Raw genomic sequence first — 16,639 nt, 5'->3', positions numbered from 1 at the left:
TCGCGTTGCTTCGAATTAAACCACATGCTCCACCGCTTGTGCGGGCCCCCGTCAATTCCTTTGAGTTTCAGTCTTGCGACCGTACTCCCCAGGCGGAGTGCTTAATGCGTTAGCTGCAGCACTAAGGGGCGGAAACCCCCTAACACTTAGCACTCATCGTTTACGGCGTGGACTACCAGGGTATCTAATCCTGTTCGCTCCCCACGCTTTCGCTCCTCAGCGTCAGTTACAGACCAGAGAGTCGCCTTCGCCACTGGTGTTCCTCCACATCTCTACGCATTTCACCGCTACACGTGGAATTCCACTCTCCTCTTCTGCACTCAAGTTCCCCAGTTTCCAATGACCCTCCCCGGTTGAGCCGGGGGCTTTCACATCAGACTTAAGAAACCGCCTGCGAGCCCTTTACGCCCAATAATTCCGGACAACGCTTGCCACCTACGTATTACCGCGGCTGCTGGCACGTAGTTAGCCGTGGCTTTCTGGTTAGGTACCGTCAAGGTGCCGCCCTATTTGAACGGCACTTGTTCTTCCCTAACAACAGAGCTTTACGATCCGAAAACCTTCATCACTCACGCGGCGTTGCTCCGTCAGACTTTCGTCCATTGCGGAAGATTCCCTACTGCTGCCTCCCGTAGGAGTCTGGGCCGTGTCTCAGTCCCAGTGTGGCCGATCACCCTCTCAGGTCGGCTACGCATCGTCGCCTTGGTGAGCCGTTACCTCACCAACTAGCTAATGCGCCGCGGGTCCATCTGTAAGTGGTAGCCGAAGCCACCTTTTATGTTTGAACCATGCGGTTCAAACAAGCATCCGGTATTAGCCCCGGTTTCCCGGAGTTATCCCAGTCTTACAGGCAGGTTACCCACGTGTTACTCACCCGTCCGCCGCTAACATCAGGGAGCAAGCTCCCATCTGTCCGCTCGACTTGCATGTATTAGGCACGCCGCCAGCGTTCGTCCTGAGCCAGGATCAAACTCTCCGATAAAGTAGTTTGACTGACTACGCACATCGCTGTGCGATTTATTTAAAACTTTGAATTAACAGGTACGTTTTGTCTTGTTTAGTTTTCAAAGATCATTTTGTCTTTCGTTCAAGCGACTTTATTATTATATCTTATCAATCTCTTGAAGTCAACAACTTTTTAAAATTTCTTTTTTCGTCAGCGCCTTGTTTAGCGGCAACGAATAATAATATACCACCTCACAAATAATAGTGCAATAGTTTTTTAAAAAGAAAATCAAAAAAGTTTTACAAACGACTTGTTTCTAAAAAAGCGCCGTACTGCGATATGCAGAAACGGCGCTTTCACTTTTATTAGCGATGTCTCATTTGAGGGAATAATAAAACGTCTCTGATAGACGGAGCATTTGTTAACAGCATGACGAGGCGGTCGATGCCGATACCCAATCCTCCGGTCGGCGGCATGCCGTATTCAAGAGCTTCAACGAAGTCTTCATCCATCATATGCGCTTCATCGTTTCCTTCTTCTCTTTCTTTCAATTGCGCTTCAAAGCGTTCTCTCTGATCGATAGGGTCATTCAGCTCCGTAAACGCGTTAGCGTGCTCACGGCCGACGATAAACAGCTCGAAACGGTCTGTAAAACGAGGGTCCTCAGGATTTTTCTTAGCGAGAGGAGAAATCTCTACAGGATGTCCGTAAATAAATGTCGGCTGAATGAGTGTTTCTTCAATTTTTTGTTCGAAGAATTCATTGATGATATGGCCCACTGTCATTGAGTTTGTGATCTCGATGCCATGTTCTTTTGCATGGCTTCGCGCTTCTTCAACAGTCATCTCATTCCAGAAATCTACGCCTGTCGCTTCTTTGACGGCATCTACCATATGGAGTCGTTTCCATTCAGGTTTCAGATCAATCTGCTCTTCGCCGTACTGGATTGTGGTGCTTCCCAGCACTTCCTGCGCAATATGTGCAACGAGGTTTTCCGTCAGGCTCATAATATCCTTATAATCGGCGTACGCTTCATACAGCTCAATCATCGTGAATTCAGGATTGTGGCGTGTAGAAACACCTTCATTACGGAACACGCGGCCGATTTCGTAGACTTTTTCTAATCCGCCGACGATAAGGCGTTTCAGATGCAGCTCAATCGCAATACGCATATAAAGAGGCATATCGAGCGCATTATGATGCGTGATGAACGGGCGTGCAGACGCTCCTCCCGGTATGCTGTGCATCGTAGGTGTTTCAACTTCTAAGTATCCATGGTCATCTAAGTATCTTCTCATCGCTTGGATGATTTTGCTGCGTGTGATAAACGTTTGTTTGCTGTCAGGATTTACGATGAGATCAAGGTAGCGCTGACGGTAACGCTGTTCTACATCTTTTAATCCATGATATTTATCAGGAAGAGGACGCAGTGCTTTTGTCAGCAGTTCAAAAGATGTCGCTTTGACAGACAGCTCGCCTACGTTTGTTTTGAAAACTTTCCCGGTGATGCCGATAACGTCTCCGAGGTCTGAAGATTTAAAGATTTCATATTGTTCTTCGCCGACACTGTCTTTTCTTACGTAGATTTGAATTTGGCCCTCTAAGTCCTGCAGGTGCGCAAAGCCGGCTTTTCCTTTTCCGCGCTTTGTCATCATACGGCCTGCAATGGTAACTTCGATCGCTTTTTCTTCAAGTTCTTCTTTAGAAAGCTCCTGATAGGCGTCAATGATCTGCTGAGATTGATGTGTTCTCTCGAAACGTTCGCCGAAAGGATCAATGCCGTTTTCTCTCAGCTGGTTCATTTTATCGCGTCTGACTTGCAGCTGGTCGTTCAATTCCTCATGATTTTGCTCTTCTTGACTCATTGGTATCACTCCGTTACATTTTGATTTCATGAAAAAGCAGAAAAACTGCCAGCGGTAAGCTGGCAGTGAGCAGCAATAGAGGGTGTATATTAACCTACTTTTGCATCTTGAAGCTCTTTTGCCTCTACTTCAGCCGTAAATGCATCTAAAAGCTGCACAAACTCTTCACGCGCCTCACAATGGTTGATTCCGTTGCGGACCTCCGCATTGCCTCTGACGCCTTTCAGATACCAGGCAGCGTGTTTTCTCATTTCTCTGACTGCCACTTTTTCGCCTTTTAACTTAATCAGGCGGTCTAAGTGCAGCTTACATACTGACATTTTTTCACGGACTTTCGGTTCGTCTTTTAACTCACCGGTTTCAAGGTACTGAACCGTACGGTAGATCATCCACGGGTTGCCGAGTGCGGCACGGCCGATCATGACACCGTCAACACCGGTTTCCTCGAGCATGCGTTTCGCGTCCTGAGGCGTTTTGACATCGCCGTTTCCGATGACAGGAATAGAGAGGGATTGTTTTACTTCTTTAATGATATCCCAGTTCGCAGTGCCTTCATACATTTGCACTCTTGTGCGGCCGTGCAGCGCAACGGCTTTTCCGCCGGCGCGTTCAACAGCCTGGGCGTTTTTCACGGCATAAATGTGATCTTCATCCCAACCCATTCGCATTTTCACTGTGACGGGTTTATCAACAGCATCTACTACTGCGGATACCATTTCATAAATTTTGTTCGGATCGAGAAGCCATTTTGCCCCCGCATCGCATTTTGTAATCTTCGGCACAGGACATCCCATGTTAATATCAATAATATCAGCTGTCGTATTTTGATCGACAAACTTAGCCGCTTCTACAAGGGTTTCTTTCTCTCCTCCGAAAATCTGAAGGCTGAGAGGTTTTTCTCTCTCCTCGATGAAGAGCATTCCCATTGTTTTCGCGTTGTTGTACAGAATGGCTTTGTCACTGACCATTTCCGCACATACGAGTCCCGCTCCGAATTCTTTAACAGTAAGACGGAATGCGGCATTGCAGACTCCGGCCATCGGAGCAAGAACTACTCTGTTTTTCAATTCAATATCACCGATTTTAAACATTAATCGACCTCCTTTCGTGCATTTTGAGGCGGAGCCAATTCCTCCGCGCTTATATTTAAAGCATCAGCAGCATCACGAATGATCACAGCTGACGGCAAACGGTTTCCGCGTTCAATCTCCCCGAGAATGGAAACTGATATACCTATCGCTTTTGCAAACCCTTCTTGAGTATACCCCTTCAGCTTTCTGAATGCACGAATTCGTCTACCCCAGATTTCTGCTTCCATACTCTTACACCTTCTTGGTTTGTTTCAGCGCTTATGGTGATATGATCCGCCTGAGGACAAATTTCTTTTAACGGCGCAAGGACAAATAAGCGCTCATACATTCTCGGATGCGGAACAATCAGCCGCTCTGTTTCAATATTTTCACGATTATACAGCAAAATGTCAAGGTCTGCCGTTCGCGGCCCCCAGCGGATCTCCCTCGTTCTTCCTAATTCAGCTTCAATGCTCTGCGTCACATCAAGAAGGTCAAAAGGTGATAATGCCGTTTTCACTTCAACCGCCATATTGAGAAACTGATCCTGATCCTCATAGCCGACGGGATCCGTTTCATATATGGAGGACACTTTTGACACCGTCACGCCATCCTGCCGGCTGAGCATGGCCACTGCCTGGCGCAAATAGTGTTCACGATCGCCCATATTGGAGCCGAGGCCGATATATGCCGTGTTGTTCATGATTTCTTTCTCGTCATTTCTATGGCTACTGATTTATAATGGCCGGGAATCGGCGGATCAGGCTTAATAACCTTTACCGTACATTGCTGCACAGGCTCAAATTTCTTAAGAACCGTGTCTGCGATCCGTTCCGCAAGCGTCTCGACCAAATTGACGGGCTCGCCCTCAACGATGCCGCGGCAGACACTGTAAAGCTCCGCATAATTAATGGTATAAGAAAGGTCATCCGTTTGTCCCGCTTTGCTCAAATCCAGCTCGGCAGTCAGGTCTACTTTGAAACGCTGACCGAGTTTATTTTCTTCTTCGAACACGCCGTGATATCCGTAAAACTCCATACCTTCTACATATACTTTATCCATGATGTGCGCCTCCTTTATTCAACATAGCATCCATCATCTTAGTCATTCTCGCGATCTGCTTGACATCGTGCACCCTCACAATGTCGCAGCCTTTCTGGACGCCAAGGCATACCGTCGCTCCCGTCCCCTCGGCACGTTCTTCAGGAGGAAGGTCAAGCACACGGCCGATGAATCTTTTTCTCGATGTCGCGAGGAGCAGCGGATACCCTAACCCGCTGAACACTTCCAGCTTGTTCATGACAGCCAGATTGTCCTCATAGCTTTTCGCGAAGCCGATCCCCGGATCCAGAATCATGTTTTCATCTGAAACGCCGGCTTCTGCGGCAATTTTTACACTTTCCATCAAATCTGCGAGCATATCAGGAATCAGATCGTTATAGTTTCTCTCCTTGCGATTATGCATTAAGATAATCGGAACACTGTGTGCGGCGGCTACTGACGCCATGTCAGGATCACCTTTCGCCCCCCAGATGTCATTAATGATGGAGGCCCCCGCTTTGACCGCTTCGTCTGCTACGGACGCTTTGTACGTATCAATTGAAATCGGAACGTCCAGTTCGCTTGTGATCCGCTCTATGGCGGGGATTACACGTGACATTTCCTCATCAGCCGACACGAGTGATGCGCCGGGCCTTGTCGATTCTCCGCCGATATCTATGATGTGCGCCCCTTCTTCAGCCATCTTCGCCGCATGGAGAAGCGCTCTTTCCGTACTGTCGTATTTACCGCCGTCAGAGAAGGAGTCTGGCGTTACATTTAATATCCCCATAATGAGTGTCTTCTCTTTATAGGACAGAGCGCCTTTTTTTGTATGAATCAGTTTAGGCTGTTCAATTGTTTGCTGCGCCATTTTGTTCCTCCTCCTATACATTCATTTTGTTTATTTCCCGCTGATACTGCGTCCGGAGCAATTGCACCGTTTTACCATCCGCTCCGGGAAGCGGCACTTCCTCTATTTTAGAAAACGGGATGATTTCAAGGACGGAGTTTGTCATCCACGCTTCATCCGCTTCAAGCATTGATTGAAAACGGAATCGGCCTTCAATGACTTCTGTCCCCTGCCGTTTCAATTCATCAATGACAAACTGCCTCGTTACACCGTCGAGAATGCCTGTATCCAAGGATGGCGTGAAGACCTTGTCTCCTTTTCGCCAAAACACATTGGAGACAATGCCTTCCGCGACATCTCCTTCTTTGGTCAGGAAAATCCCTTCAAGATTCGGATCATTGCCGATTTCCTGTTTAGCGTACATGTTGTTTAAATAGTGATGGGATTTTAACCGAAAAGATCCTTCAGGCGTATTTCTCCGGACAGAGAGAAGCTTGCCTTCTTTTTGAACAGGCAGGGCTTCCGGATTGAGCCGGTTGACGAAACAAAGGACAGTCGGCTTTTCATAAGTCTGGGCAGTAAATCCCTTATCGCTGACGCCGGCGGAGACGTTAAGCCGGACACGCGCGCTGCCGTCCTCTATGTCATTGAGGAGCAAGAGGCTGTCAAGCATATCAAGCAGCTCCTGTTTGTTCACCTCATATGCAATCTGCAGATCCCGGAGCGCCCTGTTGAGCCTGGCGACATGCGCATCCGGCAGAAACGGCCGGCCGCTGTAAAGCCTGAACGTCTCGAACGCGCCGATCCCGTACAGATAACCATGGTCAAAAGGAGAAAGCGCCGCTTCTTTCTCCTCTATATATTGACCATTCAAATATATAATCACACCGTCACTTCCTTCTTGCGGTGTGTCTCTATAAAGTTTCTGAGCATCTCTTTGCCGAAGGAGGTCATGATGGATTCCGGATGGAACTGAACACCTTCAATGGGCAGCTCATTATGACGGATTGCCATAATTTCTCCTTCCTTGGTTTGAGCGGATACCGTAAAGCAGTCCGGCAATGTATCCGCTTTGACAATAAGCGAGTGGTACCGAGTGGCGACCAGCGGATTTTGCAGGCCATTAAAAATTGTCTGCCCGTCATGCATAATCTCTGACGTTTTGCCGTGCATGAGCCGCTCCGCTCTGACGACATCGCCGCCGAATACTTGTGCGATCGACTGATGTCCGAGACATACGCCGAAAATAGGAATGCTGCCGGCAAAATGTTTGATCGCTTCGAGGCTGATCCCCGCTTCATCCGGACTGCACGGCCCAGGTGAAATCATCAAGAAATCCGGCGCCAGCTCTTCTATCTCTTCAATCGTAATCCCGTCATTCCGTCTGACGATCAGTTCCTCCCCCAGCTCACCCAAATATTGAACCAAGTTGTACGTAAATGAATCATAATTGTCAATCATTAATATCATCTCTGCTCACCTCATCTAATTTTTTGTCTCTTCTTCGCTCAGCTCTAATGCCTTTTTCATCGCAAAAGCTTTTTTGAACGATTCCTTGTATTCATGCTTCGGAACCGAGTCAATGACCACTCCTGCGCCGGACTGCATAAAAGCATGTCCTCCGGCTGCATAGATCGTCCGGATTACAATGTTAAACTGCAAATCTCCGTTAAATCCAAACCAGCCTATAGATCCAGTATAAAGCCCTCGTCTTGTCGGCTCAAGCTCTTCTATAATTTCCATCGTTCTCACTTTGGGCGCTCCCGTGATGGTGCCGCCCGGAAAAACCGCATGAATAATATCTGTCGCGTCATATCCGTCCTGCAGTTCTCCCTGTACATTTGACACGATATGCATGACGTGGGAGTACTTTTCGATCGCCATAAACTCGTTCACCCGCACGGAGCCGTAGCGCGATACGCGCCCGAGATCATTGCGCTCAAGATCAACAAGCATGACGTGTTCCGCACGTTCTTTTTCATTGTGAATTAATTCATCAGCAAGCGCCTTGTCTTCAGCATCGTCTTTTCCTCTTGAACGCGTACCCGCGATCGGTCTCATTTCAAGCTTCTTCCCCTTTTTTGTTACCAATAGCTCCGGCGACCCGCATATCACTTGAAAACCCGGCGTCTCCAGATAGGCCATGTAAGGAGACGGATTAACGTTTCTCAAATGTTTATACACTTCATACGGATGAACGGATAAGGACTGGGATTGCCTGATGGACAAATTAACCTGAAACACATCACCGCTCGCAATATATTGTTTAATTTGTTCTACAGCCTGTGAAAATCCTTCTTCAGTGAACGGAGCGGCATACGATCCGTCTCCGTCCCGGTTCAGCGGTGAATAAGGCTCGTCCTCCGTTTGGAGGGAACACCACATATCCTCTAAGCCGGACAGCTTCTCTTCCGCAAGCTCCGCTTCTTCCGATTCGGTATGAGTAATGAGCCATAACGCCTCTTCCTCATGGTCATAAACGGCCACATCGTCAAAAACGAGAAAGTAAATATCAGGTGTTTCCAAATCATCTAAAGACAGCATCTTAAAATTCTCAATATATCGGGCGTAGTCGTAACTGATAAAGCCAATTGCGCCGCCTTGGAAGTCCGGGAACTCATCGTTTGTTTCCGTCCCAAGCGCCTCAAACCACTCATGAAAGGCCCGCAGCGGGTCACCTTCTTTAAACAGCGTTTCCCCTTCATGCTTGATTGTCGTAATTCCGTCTTTCCCCTTGACGGACGCAATCGGATCTAGACCGGCTATACTGAATCTTCCCCCTCTCGCGCTTTCGAGCAGAACATGCCGTTTTCTCGATTTCGAAAGGTTTTCATACTGCTGTAAAAATGCTTGTTTCGTAAAAGGTATTCTTCTTCCTGCCGGTCTGCGTTGTGCCATCTTATCAATCCTCTGCTTCGTTTTTCTCTAGTTTTATTTTATAGCAATCACACTGGTGAAAAAAGTGAATTTCTCTTCCAACGATAGAATTCGAAACGTTTTTTGGATTTTCGATGCTTCAGGCACAAAAAAACTCCCGGATACAGCCGGGAGCCGTGTGTATGTCTCTATTCAAACTGATATAGCGGTGTGCTTAAGTAACGCTCTCCGTTACTAGGGATGATCGCAAGCACTTTCTTGCCTTTTCCCAGTTTTTTCGCGATTTCCAGCGCCGCGTAAATGGCTGCTCCGGAAGAAATACCGCCGAGAATCCCTTCTTCTTTTGCCGTTTTACGGGCATATTCAAATGCGTCCTCGTTTTTAACGGGAATGATCTGATCATAAATGTCCGTGTTCAATGTTTCAGGGACAAAACCCGCACCGATACCCTGAATTTTATGCGGACCCGGTTTTCCGCCAGAAAGAACTGGAGAGTCCGCCGGCTCTACCGCATAAATTTTGATGGATGGATATGCTTCTTTCAGCACTTCACCCGCTCCCGTGATGGTTCCGCCCGTACCGATACCGGCCACGAACGCGTCAAGCTGGTCTTCTCCAAACTGTTCTACGATTTCTTTCCCCGTTGTTTGACGGTGAATTTCCGGGTTTGCCGCATTGTTGAATTGCTGAGGCACAAAATAGCCGTGTTCCTCCGCAAGTTCTTCCGCCTTTTTAATGGCGCCCTTCATTCCTTCTGCGCCGGGAGTCAGTACAAGCTCCGCCCCGTATGCGCGCAGCAGATTGCGTCGCTCCATACTCATCGTATCAGGCATAACGAGGATCGCTCTGAGGCCTTTTGCCGCAGCCACCATCGCAAGACCGATTCCTGTATTTCCGCTTGTCGGTTCAATGATTGTGTCGCCGGCTTTTAATTTCCCTTCTTTTTCAGCCGCTTCAATCATCGCCACTCCGATACGGTCTTTTACGCTGCTGCCCGGATTCATGTATTCAAGCTTCAGATATACATCTGCGCTGTTTTCATCCGTCAGGCGATTCAATTTCACAATAGGAGTATTACCGATTAGTTCAGTAATAGAATTTGCAATACGAACCATATTGGACACCTCAATTTCCGACTAAATTTATTGGTATTATAAATACAAGTTATCAATTTCAAAATTTTTTGTCAATCATTTAGTTCTTTTTTCCCCGTAGAACCAAGAGACCCCCGCCTCTTTCCACAGCGTTTTGACCGTCGCCTTATCACCTAATTGATCCATCGCGATCTGGCGTCTGATTTGGCTCTTCACTTCATTGTATGAGAAAGTTCTCGCTTTAAGCTTTTCTTTCAGCTGAATGACCGCATATCCTGAAGAAACTTTAATCGGTTCAGCCGACCATTCATTTTCTTTAAGGTTTTTGGCTTCTGTGATATATGCCGGCGGGATATTCTCCTGGTTTTCTGTCACAAAGCCGAGGTCTCCGCCATACTGAGACGTGTATCTGTCTGTGGAACGCTCTGCGGCGACGGCTTCAAAGCTGGAACCGCCTTTCAAATCAGCCAGAACCCTGTCCGCTTCTTCTTTGCTTTTAACGACGATATGCCGGATTCTGTAGGAATCATCGAATTGATACAGTTCTTTATTTTTATTATAAAATGATTGCATTTCCTTATCCGAAATATCGATATCCTTCGTCAGCAGTTCTTCAAGAAGAATGTTGTAGCGGATCTGGTCTTTCCATTCTTTTTCCGTAATATGACTGTCTTCATAAAATGAATTATTCACAGCTTTGATTAAAAGAAATTCTCTCTCCAGTTCGCTGTTTGACACTGTGAGTTTATTCTTTTTCGCAAGTTTTTCCACTACTTGTGTATTAATCATGTCTTCCAGAGTTGATTTTCCGTACTCATCTTCCATCTTTTTCATCCAGTCTTGCCTCGTGATATGTTTATCACCGATTGTCGCGATGGATTCTTCAGATGATCCCGCGGCTTGGGATTTTGTTAACTTATACGCGACTGCCACGCTGCATACTAACAGCGCCGCTACAATAATTGTCAAAAGTGTTCTCGGTTTCAAAATCTACCCCATCCCTTTAATAAAATAGAACAACCCGCTAAAGAGCTAGCGGGTTGTTTCGTCACGAAGCTCTTCCAGTTCTTCTTTTGTAAATAAATATTTCTCATTACAAAAATGGCAAACCGCTTCGGCTTTTCCGTCTTCTTCTATCATATCTTGTATTTCTTTTTTGCCTAGTCCTAAAATAGCCGCTTCGAATCGGTCTTTTGAACAAGAACAGTGAAATTTGACCGGCATGGTCTCGAGTACGTCCGGTTTTTGACCCAGTACTTCTTCTAAGATTTCTTCCGGTGTCAGGCCTTTTTGAATTAATTTAGAAATCGGTTCGATTTGAGATAATTGCTTTTCGATTGTTGAAATGGTTTCTTCATCGGTTCCCGGGAGAAGCTGGATAATGAAGCCGCCCGCAGCGAGAATTGTGTTATCAGGGTTTACAAGCACACCTACACCGACGGATGAAGGGACTTGTTCAGAAGAAACTAGGTAGTATGTGAAGTCGTCACCGAGTTCGCCTGAGACAATCTCTACTTGTCCCGTAAAATAGTCACGCAAGCCCAGATCTTTTACAACACTAAGGGTTCCGTCCGTTCCTACCGCCCGTCTGACATCCAGTTTCCCCTGTTCATTGAGGTCAAAATGAACGTGCGGATTTGATACGTAGGCTCTGACTTCACCCTTTGCGTTCGCATCTGCGACAATGGCACCGATCGGGCCGCCGCCTTCTATCTTGACGGTCAGCTTATCTTCACCCTTCAGCATCGCTCCGAGGATCAGAGAAGCTGTCATCGTCCGGCCGATTGCGGCTGATGCCGTCGGCCATGTGTCATGCCTTCTTTGCGCTTCATTTACCATATCTGTCGTTCTGGCTGCATAAGCCCGTACTTTACCGTCATATGCAATTGCTTTAATTAAATAATCCATCGTTTACCTCCTATACGTGACCCACGCGATTTCGCTCATAAATGATTTCAAGCCCTTTCAGAGTGAGAAACGGGTCAACAATATCAATACAGTCTGATTCGTTCGCGATCAATGATGCAAGTCCGCCTGTCGCAATGACTTTCGGTTCTTGTTTGGCCTGCCATTTCATCCGCTTCACTATGCCTTCAACTTGTCCGACATAGCCGAAAAGGATGCCGGACTGCATGGCGCTTACCGTGTTTTTGCCGATGATATTATCCGGACGGGCAATTTCAATTCTCGGAAGCTTGGCCGCACGGGAGTAGAGCGCTTCCGTTGAAATCGTAATGCCGGGAGCAATCGCGCCGCCCATATATTGCTTGTTTTCATCAATGTAGCAATACGTCGTCGCCGTTCCGAAGTCAACGACAATTAATGGGCCGCCATACTGCTGAATTGCCGCAACGGCGTTGACGATCCTGTCTGCCCCCACTTCTTTCGGATTGTCATATTTTATATTTAAACCTGTTTTCATCCCCGGGCCGACAACCTGCGGCTCGATGTGAAAGTATTTTGTGCACATTCTTTCTAAAGAGAACATGATCGGCGGCACAACGGATGAGATGATAATCCCTTCAATTTGTTCAAACATGAGTCCGGAATGTTCAAATAAGGAGCGGAGCAGCATGCCGAATTCATCTTCCGTTTTGTGTCTGCTCGTTTCTATACGCCAATGATATTCTAATTCCCCATCATGATATACACCAATCACGGTGTTGGTGTTCCCCACATCTATAACCAGTAACAACCTCTATCACCACTTTTGAATAGTTTCTAATCATAACATTTTCAACATTCTACAATACCATACACGATCTGCGGCTCTTTTGTAAACAAAACGGAACCAGTAAAAAAACCGCCGGTATATGCCGGCGGTTTTCATATCAGAATGCGAACTATTCTTTCGGTTCGTCCTTCTTTTCGTCTTCTGTTTTAGACAGAATGTTTACTTTCACATCGTCTTTTTGAAGATGGTCATCTGAGAAATTGCGCTCTGGGAGTTTTCCGTGATCCACAAGATGCTTGATTTGTTCCGCATCTAATGTTTCCACATCAAGCAATGTCTGAGCAATCAATTCAAGCTTATCGCGATTTTCAGTCAGGATTGTTTTCGCACGCTCATAACATTCTTTAATGATGCGTTGAATTTCCTGATCGATTTCGTAAGCGATCTGATCACTGTAGTTTTGCTCGTTGTTGAAATCCCGGCCCAGGAATACTTGACCGCCTTGAGATTGACCGAACTGAAGCGGTCCGAGTTTTTCTGACATACCGAACTCTGTCACCATTCTTCTGGCAATGTTCGTTGCCCGCTGGAAGTCATTGTGAGCCCCCGTGCTGACTTCGCCGAAGATAATTTCCTCGGCAACGCGTCCGCCCAGAAGACCGACAATTTTATCGAGAAGTTCAGGTTTTGTCTGGAAGTAACGGTCTTCTCTCGGAAGCATGACTGCGTATCCGCCTGCCTGCCCCCTCGGAACGATCGTTACTTTATGAACCATATCGGCTTCATCCAGCACAAGTCCGATAACGGTGTGACCGCCTTCGTGGTACGCCACGATATTGCGTTCTTTTTTCGAAATGACGCGGCTTTTCTTCGCAGGGCCCGCAATGACACGGTCCGTTGCTTCATCAATGTCGCGCATGTCAATTTTCTTCTTGTTTTGACGGGCAGCAACGAGTGCCGCTTCGTTAAGAAGGTTTTCTAAATCGGCGCCTGAGAAACCAGGTGTTCTTGAAGCAATTGCTTTTAAGTTCACCGTCTCATCAAGCGGTTTGTTTCTCGCATGGACCTTCAATACGGCTTCACGGCCGATGACATCCGGACGGTCTACCGTAATCTGACGGTCAAAACGTCCTGGACGGAGCAATGCAGGGTCCAGAATGTCCGCACGGTTTGTCGCAGCGATAATAATGATTCCTTCATTCGCACTGAAACCGTCCATCTCTACAAGCAGCTGGTTCAGCGTCTGTTCGCGTTCATCATGCCCGCCGCCAAGACCGGCGCCGCGCTGACGTCCCACAGCGTCAATCTCATCAATAAAGATCAGGCAGGGCGCGTTCTTTTTCGCATTTTCGAATAAATCACGAACACGGGAAGCACCGACACCGACAAACATTTCAACGAAGTCAGATCCGCTGATGCTGAAGAAAGGAACGCCCGCTTCACCGGCTGATGCTCTCGCAAGCAATGTCTTACCGGTTCCCGGAGGTCCGACCAACAGTACGCCTTTAGGAATTCTCGCGCCAAGCTCGGCAAATTTGCGAGGATCTTTCAGAAACTCAACAACCTCAACAAGCTCCTGCTTCTCCTCATCCGCGCCGGCTACATCTTTAAACTTCACGCGTTTCTTTTCTTCCGTATACAGCTTCGCTTTGCTCTTTCCGAAGTTCATGACACGGCTTCCGCCGCCCTGAGCCTGATTGAGCAGGAAGAAAAACAGAATAAAGATGATGACAAACGGAATGATCGTCGTTAAGAACGTCACCCACCCGCTTGTTTCCTGTGCGGGATCAACTTTTACGTCCGTCTTTTTAATTGCGTCAAATATCTGGTCTGCTCCTTTTCCTTCAGGAACATGTGTTAAAAAGTACTGGTCTTTGTCATATTTTTTCAGCTGTCCTTTTACCTCATAAACACCTCTGACAGGCTGAACCGATACGCTGTCAACTTTCCCTTCATCGAGATTCTTGATAAACGTACTGTACGACATATTTTCTGTTTTCGGGTTTGAAGTCTGGAAGTAACTCACAACCCCGATTACTACTAATAAAATAAGTAAATAAAAAATGGTATTACGGAAGACCCGATTCATTCCTTACCTCCTCCCACAGTAAGCACAACTATGTTCAATAGTACCATAGAAAATCATTCCAATACAACCGATAACCATCTCGGAAGCAGGCAGCCGATCAGCTTTCATAAATCGCCGGTTTTAACACTCCGATGTAAGGCAGATTGCGATAGCGTTCGGCATAATCAAGTCCGTAACCCACAACAAACGCGTCAGGAACTTCAAAGCCTACGAAGTCTGCTTTAATGTCCGCTTTTCTTCCGCTTGGTTTATCCAACAGGGTAACAATCTTAATTGATTTCGCTTTACGATATCGGAAGAGTTCTACGAGATAGCTCAAGGTTAACCCACTGTCGATAATATCTTCAATGATTAAGATGTCCCGGCCTTCTACAGATGTATCCAAATCTTTGATGATTTTGACTTCTCCGGAAGAAACCGTGGAATTTCCGTAGCTTGATACATCCATGAAGTCCATTTCCAAATATGTATCAATATGCTTTATAAGATCAGCCATAAAAGGAAGCGCTCCCTTTAATACACCGATTGCCAACGGAAACGTGTCGCTGTACTCGCTTGTTAATTGTTCTCCAAGCTGTTTTACTTTCTGCTGGATCTCTTCTTCTGAAATCAGCACTTTTTCGATATCTTGTTTCATGTTAATGCTTGCCCCCTACACTTTTCATGCTGTCTATATTGTAATACAATGCGGTCACTGTTTGGAATCACAAGATCGTCAAAGATGGATTTTTTCAAGCCAGGCAGCCAGATAATTTCACCGCTTGCATCCGTTACAATCGGCCATACGTCCCGATCACGCAGAGGCAGTTTATGATCAATAAATATATCTTTTACCTTTTTCGAGCCATTCATCCCTTTAAGTTTGATCCGGTCACCGATTTTTCTCGTCCGGATTGTTAAAGGAAATTGCACCTTATTTCTGCTTGTCATAAAAACAGCATTCCCATTTGTGATATGAGGGTCAGCCTGATCGGCCACCTCTATCATAAAGCCGTTGGGCAGAACAGCAGTCTCGCCTTCCGCTCCTTGCAGCTGCAGCTCAAAGGGAACCTTTTCACATTGCCATTGTTCAAATGTAAACAAACATGTCTGATATGATTTGACCACCTTCAGCCCTTTCGGAAAATCAAGCACCCCAGAAGCGCTTCCGTTTTCTGCCCATTCAAGAAACTGCTGTATGTGGCGGGCGGAAAACGACGATGGAACGTTTTCATAAAGATAGTTTAATATTAGTTGAACTCCTCTTCTTTGTAAAGGTATCGGAAGGGCAAGCAATTGAGAGGAGCTGACTTCAACTGATGTGTCAGACTTGCTTGTAATAACCTTATTCATTCGTTCTTTCGTTAATGACTGCAAGTATTGTTCGTCTTCTGTCAGTGCTTCACTCACTTTTTGAAACATTTTATGAACGTCAGGTGATTCTTGTTTTAAAAAAGGAAGCACGGTCTTTCTGAATCTGTTTCTTGTATAATCGTCCTTTGTATTGCTCTCATCCGTTCTGTAGGACAGTCTTTCTTGACGGCAGTATTCAAGGATTTCATCCTTTGCCGCATAGAGGAAAGGCCTGATCAGCAAACCGGAAGCAAATTCGCGGACGGGCTGCATTCCCGCAAGCCCTGCCCCGAGCGTGCCTTTCGCAAGCCTCATGAGCATGGTCTCAACTTGATCATCTCCATGATGAGCCAACGCTAAAAACTTCGCTTGGTGCTTTGCCATCAGATCTTTGAAAAACTGATATCTGCAATCACGCGCGGCAGCCTGCTTGTTCAGCTTATTCTTCTTTGCGTATGCAGAAACATCAATCTGGACCGTTTCGCAGAGAATGTGTTCCGCCTCGCAGTATGACTGCACAAACTTCATATCTTCTTCAGATTCAGATCCTCTGAACTGATGGTCGACATGCGCCGCTATGATAACGGAGGACTTCCCGAAGTGCTTATTCAGCATACTGAGAAGCGCCATTGAATCTGGGCCTCCGGAGACCCCGGCAATAATCGTTTCCCCCTCCGCCTGAAGATGATATGTTTTGAAAAAATCTTCCACGCTTTTCACAATGTCCCCCTCACGATGAGCAGGTTTTTTAAAGATATACATATCCTATCACTTTCATTCCCTCCAAGCAAAGAAGAAGCA

The 16,639-nt window shown here is 46.6% G+C and carries 16 protein-coding genes and 1 rRNA gene (1 of these 17 cut by a window edge); all 17 read right to left on the bottom strand.

The window, feature by feature from the left end; translation table 11 throughout:
* Positions 1-982, bottom strand: a 16S ribosomal RNA gene (locus BAMF_RS20705); it reaches 568 nt to the left of the window's first position.
* Positions 983-1,311: 329 nt separating this feature from the next.
* The gene (lysS, locus tag BAMF_RS20700) at positions 1,312-2,811 is read right to left on the bottom strand and encodes a lysine--tRNA ligase (protein WP_013350788.1); all 1,500 of its coding nucleotides are present in this window, start codon (positions 2,809-2,811) and stop codon (positions 1,312-1,314) included.
* A gap of 89 nt (positions 2,812-2,900) precedes the next feature.
* The gene (gene dusB / locus BAMF_RS20695; protein ID WP_013350787.1) at positions 2,901-3,902 is read right to left on the bottom strand and encodes a tRNA dihydrouridine synthase DusB; all 1,002 of its coding nucleotides are present in this window, start codon (positions 3,900-3,902) and stop codon (positions 2,901-2,903) included.
* Positions 3,902-4,129 carry a helix-turn-helix domain-containing protein gene (locus BAMF_RS20690; protein ID WP_014469610.1) on the bottom strand — a complete coding sequence of 76 codons (228 nt, stop codon included), beginning with the start codon at positions 4,127-4,129 and terminating at the stop codon, positions 3,902-3,904. The genes dusB and BAMF_RS20690 overlap by 1 nt, the downstream gene beginning before the upstream one ends.
* Positions 4,081-4,584, bottom strand: a complete 504-nt coding sequence (gene folK, locus BAMF_RS20685) for a 2-amino-4-hydroxy-6-hydroxymethyldihydropteridine diphosphokinase (RefSeq protein WP_013350786.1) — start codon at positions 4,582-4,584, stop codon at positions 4,081-4,083. Before folK ends, BAMF_RS20690 begins: the two co-directional genes overlap by 49 nt.
* On the bottom strand, positions 4,581-4,943 hold the full coding sequence (folB, locus tag BAMF_RS20680; RefSeq protein WP_013350785.1) for a dihydroneopterin aldolase: 363 nt from the start codon (positions 4,941-4,943) through the stop codon (positions 4,581-4,583). Before folB ends, folK begins: the two co-directional genes overlap by 4 nt.
* Positions 4,936-5,793: a dihydropteroate synthase gene (folP, locus tag BAMF_RS20675; protein ID WP_013350784.1), complete on the bottom strand. Its 858-nt coding sequence runs from the start codon at positions 5,791-5,793 to the stop codon at positions 4,936-4,938. Before folP ends, folB begins: the two co-directional genes overlap by 8 nt.
* 13 nt (positions 5,794-5,806) lie before the next feature.
* Positions 5,807-6,658, bottom strand: a complete 852-nt coding sequence (gene pabC, locus BAMF_RS20670; protein WP_013350783.1) for an aminodeoxychorismate lyase — start codon at positions 6,656-6,658, stop codon at positions 5,807-5,809.
* Positions 6,655-7,242, bottom strand: coding sequence for an aminodeoxychorismate/anthranilate synthase component II (pabA, locus tag BAMF_RS20665; RefSeq protein WP_013350782.1), 588 nt, complete (start codon positions 7,240-7,242; stop codon positions 6,655-6,657). The genes pabC and pabA overlap by 4 nt, the downstream gene beginning before the upstream one ends.
* A gap of 15 nt (positions 7,243-7,257) precedes the next feature.
* A complete protein-coding gene (gene pabB / locus BAMF_RS20660; protein ID WP_013350781.1) occupies positions 7,258-8,670 on the bottom strand; it encodes an aminodeoxychorismate synthase, component I in 1,413 nt (470 codons plus the stop codon).
* A 167-nt stretch (positions 8,671-8,837) separates the two neighbouring features.
* Complete coding sequence (gene cysK / locus BAMF_RS20655; RefSeq protein WP_013350780.1) at positions 8,838-9,764, bottom strand: cysteine synthase A; 927 nt, start codon at positions 9,762-9,764, stop codon at positions 8,838-8,840.
* Positions 9,765-9,839: 75 nt separating this feature from the next.
* The gene (locus BAMF_RS20650; protein ID WP_013350779.1) at positions 9,840-10,730 is read right to left on the bottom strand and encodes a peptidyl-prolyl cis-trans isomerase; all 891 of its coding nucleotides are present in this window, start codon (positions 10,728-10,730) and stop codon (positions 9,840-9,842) included.
* 45 nt (positions 10,731-10,775) lie between these two features.
* Complete coding sequence (gene hslO / locus BAMF_RS20645) at positions 10,776-11,651, bottom strand: Hsp33 family molecular chaperone HslO (protein WP_013350778.1); 876 nt, start codon at positions 11,649-11,651, stop codon at positions 10,776-10,778.
* 10 nt (positions 11,652-11,661) lie between these two features.
* Entirely contained in the window at positions 11,662-12,438 is a 777-nt protein-coding gene (locus tag BAMF_RS20640; RefSeq protein WP_013350777.1) for a type III pantothenate kinase, read from the bottom strand.
* 148 nt (positions 12,439-12,586) lie between these two features.
* On the bottom strand, positions 12,587-14,506 hold the full coding sequence (ftsH, locus tag BAMF_RS20635; protein ID WP_013350776.1) for an ATP-dependent zinc metalloprotease FtsH: 1,920 nt from the start codon (positions 14,504-14,506) through the stop codon (positions 12,587-12,589).
* A gap of 97 nt (positions 14,507-14,603) precedes the next feature.
* The gene (gene hpt, locus BAMF_RS20630; RefSeq protein ID WP_013350775.1) at positions 14,604-15,143 is read right to left on the bottom strand and encodes a hypoxanthine phosphoribosyltransferase; all 540 of its coding nucleotides are present in this window, start codon (positions 15,141-15,143) and stop codon (positions 14,604-14,606) included.
* The gene (gene tilS, locus BAMF_RS20625; protein ID WP_014469605.1) at positions 15,140-16,558 is read right to left on the bottom strand and encodes a tRNA lysidine(34) synthetase TilS; all 1,419 of its coding nucleotides are present in this window, start codon (positions 16,556-16,558) and stop codon (positions 15,140-15,142) included. The genes hpt and tilS overlap by 4 nt, the downstream gene beginning before the upstream one ends.
* Between the last annotated feature and the right edge of the window lie 81 nt (positions 16,559-16,639).

Source organism: Bacillus amyloliquefaciens DSM 7 = ATCC 23350, from assembly GCF_000196735.1.
Classification (GTDB): Bacteria; Bacillota; Bacilli; order Bacillales; family Bacillaceae; genus Bacillus; species Bacillus amyloliquefaciens.
Note: the sequence above shows the minus strand (reverse complement) of the source record. Positions and strands in the feature narration are given on the sequence as shown.